14 protein-coding genes are annotated in these 15,166 nt (G+C 66.3%); 7 read left to right on the top strand and 7 right to left on the bottom strand.

Features of this window, described 5'->3' with window-relative positions:
• Positions 1–130: 130 nt before the first annotated feature.
• Positions 131–2,407 (bottom strand): ATP-dependent DNA helicase RecG, encoded by a 2,277-nt coding sequence (gene recG, locus CH273_RS20940; protein ID WP_032397778.1) that lies wholly within the window; start codon positions 2,405–2,407, stop codon positions 131–133.
• A gap of 13 nt (positions 2,408–2,420) precedes the next feature.
• Positions 2,421–4,100, bottom strand: coding sequence for a DAK2 domain-containing protein (locus tag CH273_RS20945; protein ID WP_082322652.1), 1,680 nt, complete (start codon positions 4,098–4,100; stop codon positions 2,421–2,423).
• Between the two features lie 275 nt (positions 4,101–4,375).
• Between CH273_RS20945 and rpmB the strand changes: the two genes are divergently transcribed.
• Together rpmB and CH273_RS20955 are read left to right on the top strand one after the other, a co-directional pair.
• Entirely contained in the window at positions 4,376–4,567 is a 192-nt protein-coding gene (gene rpmB / locus CH273_RS20950) for a 50S ribosomal protein L28 (RefSeq protein ID WP_008717389.1), read from the top strand.
• Positions 4,568–4,698: 131 nt separating this feature from the next.
• Positions 4,699–5,493 (top strand): enoyl-CoA hydratase/isomerase family protein, encoded by a 795-nt coding sequence (locus CH273_RS20955; RefSeq protein WP_032397776.1) that lies wholly within the window; start codon positions 4,699–4,701, stop codon positions 5,491–5,493.
• 5 nt (positions 5,494–5,498) lie between these two features.
• Here the strand turns inward: CH273_RS20955 and CH273_RS20960 are convergent, their stop codons facing one another.
• Genes CH273_RS20960 through CH273_RS20970 form a run of 3 tightly spaced genes read right to left on the bottom strand, consistent with a single transcriptional unit; the run spans position 5,499 to position 7,740 of the window.
• On the bottom strand, positions 5,499–6,191 hold the full coding sequence (locus CH273_RS20960) for a uracil-DNA glycosylase (RefSeq protein ID WP_032397775.1): 693 nt from the start codon (positions 6,189–6,191) through the stop codon (positions 5,499–5,501).
• The gene (locus CH273_RS20965) at positions 6,188–6,712 is read right to left on the bottom strand and encodes a gamma carbonic anhydrase family protein (RefSeq protein ID WP_032397774.1); all 525 of its coding nucleotides are present in this window, start codon (positions 6,710–6,712) and stop codon (positions 6,188–6,190) included. Before CH273_RS20965 ends, CH273_RS20960 begins: the two co-directional genes overlap by 4 nt.
• 38 nt (positions 6,713–6,750) lie before the next feature.
• Positions 6,751–7,740, bottom strand: coding sequence for a thiamine-phosphate kinase (locus tag CH273_RS20970; RefSeq protein ID WP_052050287.1), 990 nt, complete (start codon positions 7,738–7,740; stop codon positions 6,751–6,753).
• A 191-nt stretch (positions 7,741–7,931) separates the two neighbouring features.
• Between CH273_RS20970 and CH273_RS20975 the strand changes: the two genes are divergently transcribed.
• Positions 7,932–8,180 (top strand): Lrp/AsnC ligand binding domain-containing protein, encoded by a 249-nt coding sequence (locus CH273_RS20975; protein WP_032397772.1) that lies wholly within the window; start codon positions 7,932–7,934, stop codon positions 8,178–8,180.
• Positions 8,181–8,183: 3 nt separating this feature from the next.
• Positions 8,184–8,789 carry a DUF3515 domain-containing protein gene (locus tag CH273_RS20980; RefSeq protein ID WP_032397771.1) on the top strand — a complete coding sequence of 202 codons (606 nt, stop codon included), beginning with the start codon at positions 8,184–8,186 and terminating at the stop codon, positions 8,787–8,789.
• Between the two features lie 18 nt (positions 8,790–8,807).
• Here the strand turns inward: CH273_RS20980 and CH273_RS20985 are convergent, their stop codons facing one another.
• On the bottom strand, positions 8,808–9,914 hold the full coding sequence (locus CH273_RS20985; protein ID WP_032398346.1) for a D-alanine--D-alanine ligase family protein: 1,107 nt from the start codon (positions 9,912–9,914) through the stop codon (positions 8,808–8,810).
• Between the two features lie 73 nt (positions 9,915–9,987).
• Positions 9,988–10,986: an NAD(P)H-dependent glycerol-3-phosphate dehydrogenase gene (locus CH273_RS20990; protein ID WP_032397770.1), complete on the bottom strand. Its 999-nt coding sequence runs from the start codon at positions 10,984–10,986 to the stop codon at positions 9,988–9,990.
• Between the two features lie 102 nt (positions 10,987–11,088).
• Here CH273_RS20990 and cofC point away from each other — a divergent pair, with 102 nt between their 5' ends.
• From cofC to CH273_RS21005, 3 genes are all read left to right on the top strand, one after another.
• On the top strand, positions 11,089–11,853 hold the full coding sequence (gene cofC, locus CH273_RS20995; RefSeq protein ID WP_371828404.1) for a 2-phospho-L-lactate guanylyltransferase: 765 nt from the start codon (positions 11,089–11,091) through the stop codon (positions 11,851–11,853).
• Between the two features lie 193 nt (positions 11,854–12,046).
• Positions 12,047–14,167 (top strand): RNA degradosome polyphosphate kinase, encoded by a 2,121-nt coding sequence (locus tag CH273_RS21000; RefSeq protein WP_230597037.1) that lies wholly within the window; start codon positions 12,047–12,049, stop codon positions 14,165–14,167.
• Complete coding sequence (locus CH273_RS21005) at positions 14,167–15,102, top strand: NUDIX hydrolase (protein WP_032397769.1); 936 nt, start codon at positions 14,167–14,169, stop codon at positions 15,100–15,102. Before CH273_RS21000 ends, CH273_RS21005 begins: the two co-directional genes overlap by 1 nt.
• The last annotated feature ends 64 nt before the right edge of the window (positions 15,103–15,166 follow it).

Consider the following 15,166-nt stretch of genomic DNA (forward strand, 5'->3'; position numbering starts at 1 on the left):
GCTCAACTTACCCGGCAGCGTCGGCCACCGAGGCGTACTGATCTCATCATGCGGGACGATGTGCTCGATTTTCTCCACTGAAACGGTGCAGTAGGTAACGACCGACCCCTCGACCGCTCCTGCCCACCCGTCAGGACTTCTGCAGGTAATCGACTCGATCCGATCGCCAAGCCGATCGCATCATCGACGCGATGCCGGGATCGTTCGCCAGCGACGGGTCCTGCGCGAACAGGGACCGGGCGCAGTCCTGCGCGTCCGCGATGATGTCCTCGTCGTCGATGAACGAGAGCAGCCGCAACCCGCTGACCGTGCCCGACTGTGCAGCTCCGAGAACGTCGCCCTCGCGACGAGTGGCCAGATCCAGCTTGGCCAGCTCGAAACCGTCGTTGGTCGCTGCCACCGCCTCGAGCCGGGCGAACGAGCCGCCCGCGGGGCTGAGATAGCTGATCATGATGCACAGGCCCTGATGCCCACCTCGGCCGATTCGGCCTCGCAACTGGTGCAGTTGGCTCACGCCGAATCGGTCCGCATCCATGATGACCATGACCGTCGCGTTGGGAACGTCCACTCCCACCTCGACCACCGTGGTGCAGACCAGGACGTCGATCTCGCCGGAGTTGAACTCGGACATGGTGATGTCCTTGTCGTCTCCCGACAGTCGTCCGTGCAGCAGACCCACGCGCAGATCGTGCATCGGTCCGGTGGAGAGGGTCTCGTACAGATCCACCGCAGCCGTGGTCTCGGGGCCGTCCTCCGCGCTCGCACTCTTCTTCTTCGCAGCGCTCTTCTTCCCCGTCTCCGCGTCCTCGTCGTCGCCGATGCGGGAGCACACCACGTAGGCCTGGCGACCGGCTGCCACTTCCTCGTGAATACGCTGCCACGCTCGATCCACCCAGCCCGGTTTGCTCCTGGCAGGCACTACGTTGCTGACGATGGGCGATCGGCCGCGGGGCAGTTCGGTGAGCACCGACGTCTCGAGGTCACCCAACGTCGACATCGCGATGGTCCGCGGGATGGGGGTTGCGGTCATCACGAGCAAGTGCGGACTGGTGTTGTCGCGAGCTTTCGCGCGCAACGCATCTCGTTGCTCGACGCCGAACCTGTGCTGTTCGTCGACGACGACCATCGCGAGATCGAGGAATTCGACGCGGTCCTCGATCAGGGCGTGGGTGCCGATCACGATGCCTGCATCACCGGTGACGGCGTCGAGCAGCGCGGATCGCTTGGCCGCAGTGGACATCGAACCGGTCAACAAGGCGACCTTGGTCGCCAGCTCGTGCGATCCGAGTTCGCCGCCGGCCGCGAGGCTCCCGAGCATCGACCGAATCGAGCGCGCGTGTTGGGAGGCGAGAACCTCCGTCGGTGCCAGCAACGCACACTGATGCCCGGCATCGATCACCTGCAGCATCGCCCGCAGTGCAACGATCGTCTTGCCCGAGCCGACCTCACCCTGCAACAGTCGCGACATCGGATGCGGTGCCGACAGATCGTGGGCGATCTCGGCTGCCACCTGGTGCTGGCCGGCCGTCAACTCGAACGGCAGACGCCGATCGAACTCCGCGGCGAGACCGTCGGTGATCGGTGGGCATCGCGGAGCCACGCGGGTGGATGCGTCGCGTCGGCGGTCGGCGAGGACGAGCTGAACGGCGAGCGCCTCGTCGAACTTCAGCCGCTTGCGCGCAGAGTCCTTGTCCTGTGCGGTATCCGGGAAATGGACCGACCGCAGCGCGGTGTCGATGTCGACGAGACCGCGCTGCGCACGAACCGACTCGGGCAACGGATCGACCACGTCGTCCAGTTGGTCGAGCACCTGTCGGACACAGCGCATGAAGGTCCAGCTCTCGACGTCCTTCGCGGCCGGGTAGATGGGCACGAACGCGCGATCGAACACCGACATGTCCACGGCACCGGAGGAATCGACCGAGCCGCGAGCGAGTCCGGCCAGGGTGCCACCGCCGACGATTCGACCTGCAGGCACGACGGCACCGTCGTTACCGTCTCCGCCGAGAATCACGTAGCTGGGGTGCGTGAGATTCCACCGCTTGCCGAAGTACTTGACCTTGCCCGAGAACATTCCTCGACGACCGGGCAGCAGAACGTGCTTGAGCTTGTGCGGACTGAAGAAGGTGGCGTCGATCCGCTGCCCGTCGGCGGCGAGTGTCACGGCGAGGAACTGACCGTTGCGGTTCTTCATCGAACGCAGCGTCGCGGACTCGACCGTTGCGACGATGGTGATGTGCTCGCCCTCGGGCGGCTCCTTCTCCCCCAGCTCCGAACCGTGCGTCATGTAGCGGTGCGGATAATGCCGCAGCAGGTCCTCGACAGTGTGAATTCCGAAGACGTCGGCCAGCGGCGTCGCCGCCGCGGCTCCCAGGATGTGATCGAGCCGATCCACCAGCGTTGCCATTGTCCGAGATTCCCTATTCCACTCCGAATTGCACGAGATCCCCCGGCTGTCCACCTGTATAGACCACCACGTCGACTCCGGGATGTGCGCCCGCCACGTACTCGGCCAACCGATCACCGAAGTCATCCGACGCCTGGGCCCCGACGAGCACCGTCACCAGCTCCCCTCCCGTGGCCAGGAGCTGATCGAGCAACCGACACCCCGCATCGAGCGGACGAGCGGCGACGATCACCACCTCCTGCCCCGCCAGCCCGATGCAGTCGCCCGGCTCGCAGGTGCCGACCCACGTCAGAGATCGCTCCTGTGCGATACGCAGAGAACCCCACCTCGTGCCCGCCGCCGCCTCGGACATCGTGAACGCGTCGTCGACTGCGGCGCGGGCGGCATCGTGCACCGCGAGCGCGGCCAGTCCCTGCACCATCGCCGAACACGGCAACATCACCACGTCCTTGCCGTCCGCTCGGGCAGCGGCGCCGACCGCTACGAGTTCCTGCGCGGACAACGCGCCGTTCGGCAACACCAACACCTCACGATGCTTCATCCCGACGATCGCGCGATGCAGCACCGAGGAGTCGATCGCCTCGTCGCACCGCACCACCGTCGCACCTTCCTGAACGTAGAGGTCTGCGGCACCGTCACCGGCCACCAGCGCCAAAATATCGCGACCGACCGACAGCACCGCTGCGTCGCGGCTTTCGGGGATCGCGACTGCGGCGAACTCGGCCGGACCGAAACACGAGATACGCACTCCGCGAACATCTCCGGCGGCGATGCCGCGGTCGACGGCACCACCGGGGTCGGTGGTGTGTACGTGCGCGGACCAGGCCCCGGAACCGTCACCGGCGACGACGACCGAGTCTCCGATGTCGGCCAGTGCTCGGCGAAGTTCGGCCGCCCCCGCGTCGTCCGGCCCGTGCACGACGTAGACCACCTCGTACCCGAGGGAGCGAGACGATCCGTACTCCGACACCGCGACGGGTGCACGGCCGCAGTCCGACGAGAGGTTCGGCGCATCGTCGCCCGTCCGGCGTTCGTGCTCGTGTGGGCGACGGTATCGCCTGCGCGGCGGGGTGCGGCCGATCACCACCTCCACGAACGCGTCGACGATCACCGAGAGACCGAGAGCTCCTGCGTCCACGACACCGGCCTCGCGGAGTTCGGCGAGTTGGTCCGTCGTGCTGTCGACTGCTCGAGCAGTGGCCTCGGCGATGTCGACCACCAGCGTGGCGAGGCTGACATTGGCATCGTGCGCCGAGGCTTCGCGATCGGCTGCGGCCAGAACGGTGAGCATCGTGCCCTCGACGGGAACGCTGACCGCGCCCGCGACCAGGACTCTGGCGCGACGCAGCATCGCCTGCATCGACACCGTGTCCAGCGGGCCGTCCGCTGCGGCCTCGGCGACGGCGCGCAACAGCTGGGACACGATCACTCCCGAGTTCCCCCGCGCCCCCGCGACCGCCCCCACTGCCAGCGCTCGCCCGATGGAGCGGGCGTCCGCAGCGGGCCCGGCTGCGCGCATCGATTCCACCGCGGCGCGGAAGGTGAACATGAGATTGGTGCCGGTGTCCGAGTCGGGGATGGGGAACACGTTGAGTGCATTGATCTCGTCGCACCGTGCGGTGAGGGAATCGACGCAGTGGTAGGCCCACCGACGCAGGGCCGCGGCATCGATCGATTCGAGAACGTCGACCACCTCGGCCAGCCTCCCCCCGCGTCACGTCCCTCACCTCGTCCGAACTCCCTCGCGGACAGTGCCCGAAGCTTAGTCGGGCATGATCGGCGGCGCGCCGGACGTGAGCCCCGCGGAGCGTCTGCCGTGGCGGTTTGGTGATTGCGTGCGACGCCGCTATTCTTGCAGGGTTGCCTCGAGGCGATCTTCACGCATTGCAATCCTTGCATCTGCTCGTAGTTCGTTTCGATGTCTTCGACCACATGTATCGATCAACATCTATCAAGGAGTTCGCGACTATGGCTGCCGTCTGCGACGTATGCGCCAAGGGGCCCGGCTTCGGTAAGTCGGTCTCGCACTCGCACCGACGGACCAACCGTCGTTGGAACCCGAATATCCAGACCGTTCACGCTCAGGTTGCGCCTGGTAACTCCAAGCGCATGAACGTGTGCACCTCCTGCTTGAAGGCAGGCAAGGTGGTCCGGGGCTGATTTCGGCCTCGCTCTTCGTTTTCCTCCACGGCGTTCCTCGCGTGCGAGAACTGTGCCCCGCCCCCGTATTCGGAGGCGGGGCACAGTCGTCGGTGCACTCGAACACTTGGACGTCCATTAGAATTCCGATCGTGAGTGATTCGGATGACTACGGTCCCAGCAAGGTCAGCATCGAGGACGGCGTGCTGCGCATCGTCGTCGCCACCGAGGCGGGCGGTGCCTCTCTCGACCTCGAAGGGATCGACGCCGGCACGGCGGCACTGCGATCCGTCAACGCCGGTACCACCGCGATCGGAAGTGTGCTCCTCATCGGCCGCGGGCCCAACTTCTGCGCAGGCGGAAACGTACGCGATTTCGCCGGAGCCGACGACCGCGGCGCATTCGTCGGTTCGGTCGCCGACACGTTCCATGCATTCGTCCGCGAACTGGCCGCCGTCACCGTCCCGGTCGTCGCCGGGGTCCACGGCTGGGCGGCCGGGGCAGGCATGAGTCTGGTCTGTCTCACCGATATCGCCATCGGCGGACCGTCGACCAAACTGCGCCCTGCGTACCCTTCCATCGGATTCACCCCGGACGGAGGAATGTCCTGGACACTCCCCCGAATCGTCGGTTCGGGCCGCGCGATGGACATACTTCTGGGCGACTCGATCATCAACGGAGAGGACGCCGTTAGGCTCGGAATCCTCAGCCGGCTGGTGGGCGACGACATCGTCGACAGTGAGGCCGAGCGCCTCGCTCGAACCCTCGCCAACGGCCCGACATCGGCGTACCAGGGTATCAAGAGACTACTCGGAAGCTCCGAATCAGCAACTCTGACAGAACAATTGGACGCCGAAGCCGCCTCGATATCGGTCGCTGCGGCGTCACCGGCCGGACGTGAAGGCGTCGACGCGTTCGTCGAGAAGCGTCGTCCCGACTTCTCCTGAACCGGTCACGGCAACGTCCAGTCGATCGGTTCGTCTCCGCCTTCGACCAACAGTTCGTTGACGCGGCTGAAGGGCTTGGATCCGAAGAAACCGCGTGAGGCGGACAGCGGTGACGGATGAGCGGATTCGATGAAGGGCACCGATCCGAGCATCGGCTTCAGGGTTGCCGCGTCACGTCCCCAGAGAACTGCCACCAGTCCGGGCGCGTCGGGGTTCTCCGCTCGGGCGACCAATGCCCGAATCGCCTGCTCGGTCACCGCTTCCCAGCCCTTCTTGCGGTGTGACGCCGCCTGCGACGGTTCGACGGTGAGCACCCTGTTGAGCAACATCACTCCTTGCTCCGACCAGGGTGTGAGATCGCCGGTGCTCGGCGTGGGCAGACCGAGATCGTCGGAGTACTCCTTGAAGATGTTGCTCAGACTCCGCGGTACGGGTCGCACGTCGGGCGCGACAGAAAAGCTCAGGCCCACTGCGTGTCCCGGCGTGGGATACGGATCCTGACCGACGATGAGCACGCGAACCCGATCGAAGGGGTAGCGAAAAGCGCGCAGTACGTTCTCACCCGCGGGCAGGTAGTGCCGTCCGGCGGCGAGTTCGGCTCGCAGGAAGTCGCCCATCGCAGCGACATTCGTCTCGACCGGAGCGAGGGCAGCAGCCCAGCCCGACTCGACGCTCTCGGACAGCGGCCGGGGCGTCACCGGTCGATCCGGCGCAGCGCGTCGCGGTAGTACGCGGCATTGGCCGAGTACATCTGCACGTTGATGTCGACATGCCCGTCGGGAACCTGGTAGCCCTCGCGGATCTTGGCGGGCACGCCGAGCGCCATGGAACGTTCGGGAACGACGAACTTGAACGGCACCACCGCGCCTGCACCGACGATCGAGCCCGCCCCGATCTTCGATCCGTTCAGTACCACCGAGCCCGACGCGATGAGGCAGTTGTCCCCGATGGTCGCACCCTCGACGTGCGCATTGTGGCCCAGTACGCACCCGGAACCGATGACCGTTGCGTCGATCGGAGTGCAGTGAACCACGGTCCCGTCCTGCACGTTGGTGCCCTCGCCGATCGAGATGGTGCCGTAGTCGGCCCGCAGAACCGCAGTGGGCCACACCGACGATCCGGCAGCCAAGGTCACCGCTCCGATGACGACGGCGTCGGGATGAACGTAGGCGTCGGGGTGGATGTCGGGTTCGCGATCACCGAGCGCATAGATAGCCATCTCTGCAACTTAGCCGACTCGACCGACCCGACCCGCGTTCACTCGCCCTCGAAACTCGACCATCCCGAGCTACCCGCGTGGACGCGTCCGCCGACCGTCACTCGACCCGCAGGCGCACCGTCTCCGTGCTCGACGCGGCCGATCACCGTCCATCCCCCGGGAACGGCGGCGGCGTCGGGGAAGGTGCCGACGAGCGCGTGATCCTCGCCTCCGGTCAGTACCCACTCCAGCGGATCGTGCCCCGTCAGCGTTGCTGCCGAACGCAGTTCGACGGGGATCTCCAGCAGGTCGGGATCGAGGTCGACGAGAACGCCCGATGCGTCGGCGATGTGGCCGAGATCGGCCAGCAGCCCGTCGGAGACGTCGGTGAGCGAGGTCGCACCCGCCTCTGCGGCGTCGATCCCGGCGCGGTACGGCGGGACGGGCACTCGGTGTGCGTCCAACACGGCGTCGTGGCCCGTTCCGTCCCGGTCGCCGAGCAGTAGGGCCAGGCCGGCCGCGGACCAGCCGAGCCGCCCCGCATAGGCGATCACATCACCGGCACGCGCCCCCGATCGAAGAACCGGGGCCCGGCCCTGGAGATCGCCGAGCGCGGTGATCGAGATCACCAGCTCCGGCGATTGCACCACATCGCCACCGACGACGGCCGATCCCGCAGCAACCGCCTCGAGCCACATGCCCTCGTTGAGACCGTCGGTCACGCTCACCGGAGTGTCGGCCGGGCATCCGAGAGAGACGAGAAAACCCGAGCACTGCGCGCCCATCGCGGCGATGTCCGCGCCGTTCTGCGCGATCGCCTTGCGGCCGATCTGTATCGGACTCGACCAGTCGAGCCGAAAGTGCCTGCCGTGCACCAACATATCGGTCGATGCCGCGATCCGACCGTCGGACGCGGCGACCACGGCTGCGTCGTCGCCGGGCCCGACGATGGTCGACGACGGCTGCTCGCGGCCTGTGATGGCCCGAGCGATCACGTCGAATTCGCCGACCTGCGCGACGGTGCGCTCGCTGCCGGTGGCCGAGTCGATGACGGTGTCGTCGATGATGTTCCTCCCTGAGAACGCGGTGCGTGCGCGACGGTCTCGCGCGGAGCGAGTGCCGCGCCTGCGGTACCTTTTAGCGGCGGTCGGGACAGTACCGATGCAGCAGGTTACGTGCGAAGAGAACGTAGTCGAACCAACCTACAGTCGAGAAGTCCGGCAGGGGAAAGGGACCACCGATGGTGCAAGCATTCGTTCTCGTTCAGACCGAGGTCGGTCGTGCGACGGCCGTCGCACAAAAGATCGAGGCCGTCGACGGTGTCGTGTCGGCCGAGGCAGTGGTCGGGCCCTACGACGTGATCGCGCGCGCCGACGGTGCCTCCGACGCCCAGATCGCCGAGATCGTCTCTCGCATTCAGAAGGTCGATGCCATCACTCGCACCCTCACCTGCCCCGTGGCCCCTCGGTCGACGACGTCCGTCGGATAGCTCGTGAATTCACCCGACACCGGCAACGACGCCGGCACCGAAGACGGCCCCGCCGAGACCGAGGGCACTCGCGAGCAGCGCCATCCCGCAGTCATCGCCACCGCGATCGCGCTACCGGTCGCGCTCGTCGTCGGAGTTCTGGTTGCCGCCATCGCGGTGAATCGCTCACCCGTCCTCGATCCGGTCGCGCTCGGCCCGGTCGACTCCCCCGATGCCGCGAGTGCGCAGTGCACGTCGCTGCTCGACGCCCTGCCCGAAGACCTCGGCGACTACACGAGAGCCGAACTGGCCGACCCGGCCCCGGTCGGCGTCCGCGCGTGGGTCTCGGCCGAGGAGAACGCCGAGCCGGTCGTGTTGCGCTGCGGTCTGCCCCGGCCGATCGGGTTCGATGTGGCCGCGCCGCTTCAGGTGATCAACGGCGTTCAGTGGTTCGAGGTGTCCGGCGCAGACGACGGGATCGATGCCAGCACGTGGTTCGTCGTCGATCGCGGTGTGTACGTTGCCCTGACGATTCCGGGCGACTCGGGCCCAACCCCGTTGCAGGACGCGTCCTCCGCCGTGTCGGGCGCGCTGCCCCAGCAACCTCTCGACCCGGCTCCGTTGCAGTAGCGCCGGGCCGCAACAGATCTAACGCAAACCGGTACCGCGGGCGAGAGCGGTGTCGATCAGGGTGGCGATCAGCATCGGGTAGTCGACGCCCGATTCGGCCCACATCTTGGGGTACATCGAGATCGAGGTGAACCCGGGCATGGTGTTGATCTCGTTGATGACCGGGCCGTTCTCGGTGACGAAGAAATCCACCCGCGCCAGGCCCTGGCAGTCCAACGCGCGGAAGGCGGCGACGGCGAGCTCACGAATGCGGTCGCTCGTGGCGTCGTCGAGGGCAGCCGGGATGTCGAACTCACTGACATCGTCGAGATACTTGGTGTCGAAATCGTAGAAGGCATGATCGTCGATGTCCGCGTCGGGAATTCGGATCTCGGCGATGGCGCTCGCGCGCACGGTGCCGTCGGGAAATTCGAGCACTCCGCACTCGACCTCGCGGCCGTGGATCATGCCCTCGACGATGACCTTGGGGTCGTGTTCGCGTGCGACGGCGATCGCGGTGGGGAGTTGGTTCCACGCGGTGATGCGTGAGATTCCGATGGACGATCCGCCTCGGGCCGGCTTGACGAATGCGGGCAGGCCGATTCGGTCACGCTCGCCGGCCGTCAGGTCGTCGACCCCGCGTCGGAGTACCACCTGGCGACCGATCGGCAATCCTTCGGCACCGAGCAGCTTCTTGGTGAATTCCTTGTCCATCCCCGCAGCGCTGGCCAGCACGCCCGGCCCGACATACGGAACGCCTGCCAACTCGAGCAGACCCTGCAGGGTGCCGTCCTCGCCGTACGGTCCGTGCAGAACCGGGAACACGACGTCGACGGATGCGAGCACCGTCCCGCCTTCCCCCTCGCCGAGGGCGAGCAGAGCGCCGGCGTGACCCGGGTCCGTACTGAGAGCCAGCGCTGCCCCGGTCTTGTCCACGGTGGGCAGGACGCGGTCGTGAATCGTCAGCGCGTCGATGTCGGAGGAGCCGAGTACCCACGCACCGTCCGGGGTGATTCCCACGGGAACCACCTCGTACCTGGCCGGATCGAGGTTCTGCAGCACGCTACCTGCCGATACACAGGACACAGCGTGCTCGCTGCTGCGGCCCCCGAAGACGACGGCAACTTTGATGCGGGGAGTACTCACGATGAGAAACCGTACCGCCGCGGCTCGTCGAACGCGGATTCGCCCTGTTCGTCGCGAGACCGCGATCACTGCCTCACTCGGGCTTGATGCGACGTCCCAGCAGGTGCCCGACCGCATCCGGTACGGACATGCCGCCGTGACAGACGCGATGCACGGCGTCGGTCAGCGGCATCTCGACGTCGTAACTCTCGGCGAGCGCCCGGACCGAGGTGCACGACTTGACGCCTTCGGCAACCTGCCCGTGCGCTGCTTCCTGCGCACTCTCGAGGGAGCCACCCGAACCCAGTCGTTCTCCGAACGTGCGATTACGCGAGAGGGGGGACGAGCAGGTGGCGACCAGGTCGCCCACGCCGGCCAGGCCCGACAGCGTCGACGGCTTGGCACCGAGTGCTACTCCGAGGCGGATGATCTCGGCCAGGCCCCTGGTCATGATCGACGCGAGGGTGTTCTCGCCGTACCCGACGCCTGCGGCCATCCCGCACGCGAGGGCGATGACGTTCTTGCAGGCACCCCCGATCTCGGCACCGATGACATCGCTGTTGGTGTAGGGCCTGAAATATCCTGTGGCACAAGATTTTTGAATCTCGAGGGCACGCTGGGAGTCGGAGCACGCGATGACCGTCGCGGCGGGCTGTCCCTCGGCGATCGGGCGCGCGAGGTTGGGCCCGGACAGGCACGCGACCCGGCTGGGATCCGCGCCGGTGACCTGAGAGATCACCTGGCTCATCCGCATGAGCGTTCCGGTCTCGATCCCCTTCGCCAGGGAGAGCAGCGTCGCGTGCGGCGGAATCGAGTCGGTCCACGCCCCCAGATTGGCCCGCAGACTCTGTGAGGGCACGGCCAGCACCACGATGTCGGCACCGTCGAGTGCACGGACGGGATCACTCGTCGCGCGAATCGAGGACGGCAGCTCGATTCCCGCAAGGTAGTCCTTGTTCTCGTGGTCGTCGGTGATGGATGCGGCGAGTTCCTCACGGCGGGCCCACATGGTGACGTCCGTTCCGGCATCGGCCAACACCTTGGCGAATGCGGTGCCCCACGAACCCGACCCCAATACCGCTGCTCTGCTCATTCCGCCAACCCCTCGCCTACTTCGCCGATGCCCTGTCCACGCGCGCATCACCCTAACGCGCAGACCTGCTCGGGCGGTCGGAGTCGGCACAGATCCATGACGCTGGCAGGATCGAGCACCATGGGTGCATCACGAGACGACGACGGCGACCGCGTCGTCAGGGTTCTCATCGCGGTGAAGGATCTGGCCACGGCGAAGTCGCGCCTGGCGGCGGAGTTCTCGGCACCCGACCGGACACGATTGGTGCTCGCGATGCTCAGCGACACCGTGGCCGCCGCAGACTCGGTGTCGGCGGTCGATTCGGTCACGGTGGTCACCCCGGATCCTCTCGTCGCGGACACCGCCCGCAGAATCGGTGCACGGGTGTTCGACGAACCGGTCCGCGATCCGGCACTGCAACCGGACGAACGCCTCAATCACGCGTTCGCGGCCGCGGCGCACGTACTGCGTCACGGTCACGTCGGCGCGGACGTCGATGGGGACGAGACCGTCAGCGCGGGCCACGTCGACATCATCGCGTTGCAGGCAGACCTTCCGGCGATGCGTTCGACAGAACTCGCCCAGGCCTACGAGCGCGCCCGGCGGGGAGGCAGATCACTCGTGGTCGATCATCACGGCACGGGAACCGCTGCCCTGATCCTCAAGGATTCCCCCGACGAGTTGACACCGCTGTTCGGGCCGGACTCCGCACGCCGCCATACCGCCTCGGGCGCACGGGAACTCGACGGCGAGTGGCCTGGCCTTCGACTGGACGTGGACACCGCCGACGACGTCCGCAGAGCGCATCGTCTGGGAGTCGGACCGGCGACGGCGGCCGTTCTCCACTCGCTCGGGTGGAACGACGAGGCATCCGCGACGACTGCGTGACGGTAGGGACCGCCACGGCAGCCGGGTGAACACTGGCCCGAGTTCGGCCATCGGAGTTTCACCGACGCCGGGTATGGGGGATGATCGTGCGGTGAGCAAAGACGACGTGCAGCCAGCGAACCAGGATCCGCCGATCGAGACAGGAAAGGCCGCAGGCTCGGAGCCGGCGTGGAGCGCGCCGATCGCGTCGACGATGCCGAGCATCCCGTCCGCTCTACCGGCCGCCACACCGGAATCGGTGGACGCTGCGACCGTTCTTCCCGAAAATCGCTATCTCAACCGAGAATTGAGCTGGCTCGATTTCAACTCGCGTGTCCTCGCTCTCGCCGAGGACTCCTCGCTGCCCTTGCTGGAGCGGGCGAAGTTTCTCGCCATCTACGCGTCCAATCTCGACGAGTTCTACATGGTCCGGGTCGCCGGTCTCAAACGTCGCGACGAAACCGGTCTGTCGGTTCGATCGGCCGACGGAATGACTCCTCGCGAACAGCTGGCGGTGATCGGGCAGCGCACCCAGGAACTTGCGCTCAAACACGCGCGAGTGCTGCTGGATTCGATTCTGCCCGAGCTCACCGCCGAGGGCATCGCGATCATCCGGTGGTCCGATCTGGACAGCGACGAGCGTGCGCGACTGTCGGACTACTTCACCGAACAGGTGTTCCCGGTTCTCACACCGCTGGCCGTCGACCCGGCGCACCCGTTCCCCTACATCAGCGGCCTGAGCCTCAATCTCGCTGTGACAGTGAAGGACTACTCCACGACCGGGGAGCACTTCGCCCGCGTCAAGGTCCCCGACAACGTCGATCGCTTCGTGCGCGTCAAGCGCGGCGAGGGCACTCACCGCATCGACGCCTTCCTGTCGATGGAGGAGTTGATCTCCGCTCACCTCCATGTGCTCTTCCCCGGCATGGAAGTCGTCGAGTCCCACGCGTTCCGGATCACGCGCAACGCCGATTTCGAGGTCGAGGAAGACCGCGACGAGGACCTGCTGCAGGCTCTGGAGCGAGAACTCGCTCGGCGGCGCTTCGGCTCGCCGGTCCGTCTCGAGATCGCCGACGACATGACCGAGCACATGCTCGAACTGCTGCTGCGTGAGCTCGACGTCGATCCCGGCGATGTCATCCAGGTTCCCGGACTGCTGGATCTGTCCTGCCTGTGGCAGGTCTACAGCGTCGACCGCCCCAACCTCAAGGACGCACCCTTCGTTCCTGCCACCCACCCCGCGTTCGGTGAACGCGAGACCCCCAAGAGCGTGTTCTCGACTCTGCGCGACGGCGATGTCCTGGTGCACCATCCGTACGATTCCTTCTCCACCAGCGTCCAACGCTTCATCGAGCAAGCAGCGGCCGATCCTCAGGTGCTCGCCATCAAGCAGACGCTCTATCGCACCTCGGGAGATTCGCCGATCGTCAACGCACTCGTCGACGCGGCCGGAGCGGGCAAGCAGGTCGTTGCACTGGTCGAGATCAAGGCGCGTTTCGACGAACAAGCCAACATCGAGTGGGCACGCAAGCTCGAAAAGGCGGGCGTGCACGTGGTCTACGGCCTCGTCGGCCTCAAGACGCACTGCAAGACCTGCCTGGTGGTGCGCCGAGAGGGGTCGGTCATTCGCCGGTACTGCCACATCGGTACCGGCAACTACAACCCCAAGACAGCGCGTATCTACGAGGACGTGGGCCTGCTGACGTCGTCGCCCGAAATCGGGGCCGACCTCACCGATCTGTTCAACTCGCTGACCGGATACTCGCGAAAGTCCAAGTACCGCAACCTTCTGGTCGCTCCGTACGGGGTGCGGCGCGGCATCGTCGAGCGCATCGAAGCGGAGGTCGAACACCTCAAGAGTGGCCGTGCGGCCGGAATTCGCCTCAAGGCCAACGCCTTGGTCGACGAGCAGGTCATCGACGCGCTCTACCGAGCATCGATTGCCGGAGTGCCGGTGAAGGTGGTGGTCCGCGGAATATGTGCGCTCAAGCCGGGAGTTCCCGGGCTGTCGGAGAACATCGAAGTTCGTTCCATCCTCGGTCGATTCCTCGAACACTCACGGGTTCTGCATTTCCAGGGTGCGGACGAGTTCTGGATCGGCAGCGCAGACATGATGCACCGCAACCTCGATCGCCGAGTGGAGGTGATGGCTCAGGTCAAGGATCCCCGACTGGCGAACCAGCTCAGCGACATCTTCGATTCCGCCCTCGACCCCACCACTCGATGCTGGGAGTTGGGACCGGACGGCGGCTGGGTCGCGTCACCTGCTCGGGGCGAGAAGGTTCGTGAACATCAGGTCGACCTGATGCGCAGTCGGAGGAATCAGGCGTCCTGATGGGCACTTCCGACGGTTCTCCCCGCGCCAACATCTTTGCGGCCGGCTCGATCCTGTGGCGTCGTTCACCGAGCGGCGACTCCGGCGTCGAGGTCGCCTTGGTGCACAGGCCCAAGTACGACGACTGGTCGTTCCCCAAGGGCAAGCTCGATCCCGGCGAGACAGCTGTCGACGCAGCGGTCCGAGAGGTGAAGGAGGAGACCGGATTCGACTCACGACTGGGACGGTCGCTGTCCTACGTCACCTACCCGATTCCGGGGCATCGTCGGGTCAAGAAGGTGCTGTACTGGGCGGCCGAGGTCACCGGGGGCGAGTTCGTCCCCAATGTCGAGGTGGACGAACTGCGCTGGGTGGCACCCGAGGACGTCGGCCGCGAACTCTCGTACCCCATGGACCACAAGATCCTTCGCCGGTTCGTGGCCAAGCCTGCCGACACCTCGACGGTTCTGCTGGTTCGTCACGGCAGTGCCGGGTCGCGCTCGCGGTTCAAGGGCAACGATGTCGACCGTCCGCTCGACAGGACCGGACGGCGGCAGGCCCAATCCTTGGTCTCTCTGCTTCGTGCCTTCGGCGGTGATTCCGTGTACGCAGCCGACCGTGCTCGATGCGTCCAGACAGTCGCTCCGTTCGCCGAATCGTTGGGTGTGGACATCACTCCCGAGCATCTGCTGTCCGAGGAAGGCTACGCCGACGACCCTCGCAAGGGGCGACATCGCGCTCGCGACATAGCCGAACTGCCCGGCACCCCTGTTGTCTGCAGCCAGGGAAAGGTGATTCCCGACTTGATGCGATGGTGGGCGGAAAAAGACGGAATCACGTTGCCTGCCAACCGAAATCGTAAGGGCAGTGTTTGGGTGCTCTCGCGTCGTGACGGTCGGCTCATCGCTGCCGACCACATCGCCAGTCCGTTGCCCACCCTCACCGCCGACGGCTGAGCGGCGCAACACCAACGACAGAAGGCCCCCGACTCGATGTTCGAGTCGGGGGCCTTCCGCGGTG

This window comes from Rhodococcus sp. 05-339-2 (genome assembly GCF_002258965.1).
In the GTDB taxonomy this organism is placed as follows: domain Bacteria; phylum Actinomycetota; class Actinomycetes; order Mycobacteriales; family Mycobacteriaceae; genus Rhodococcoides.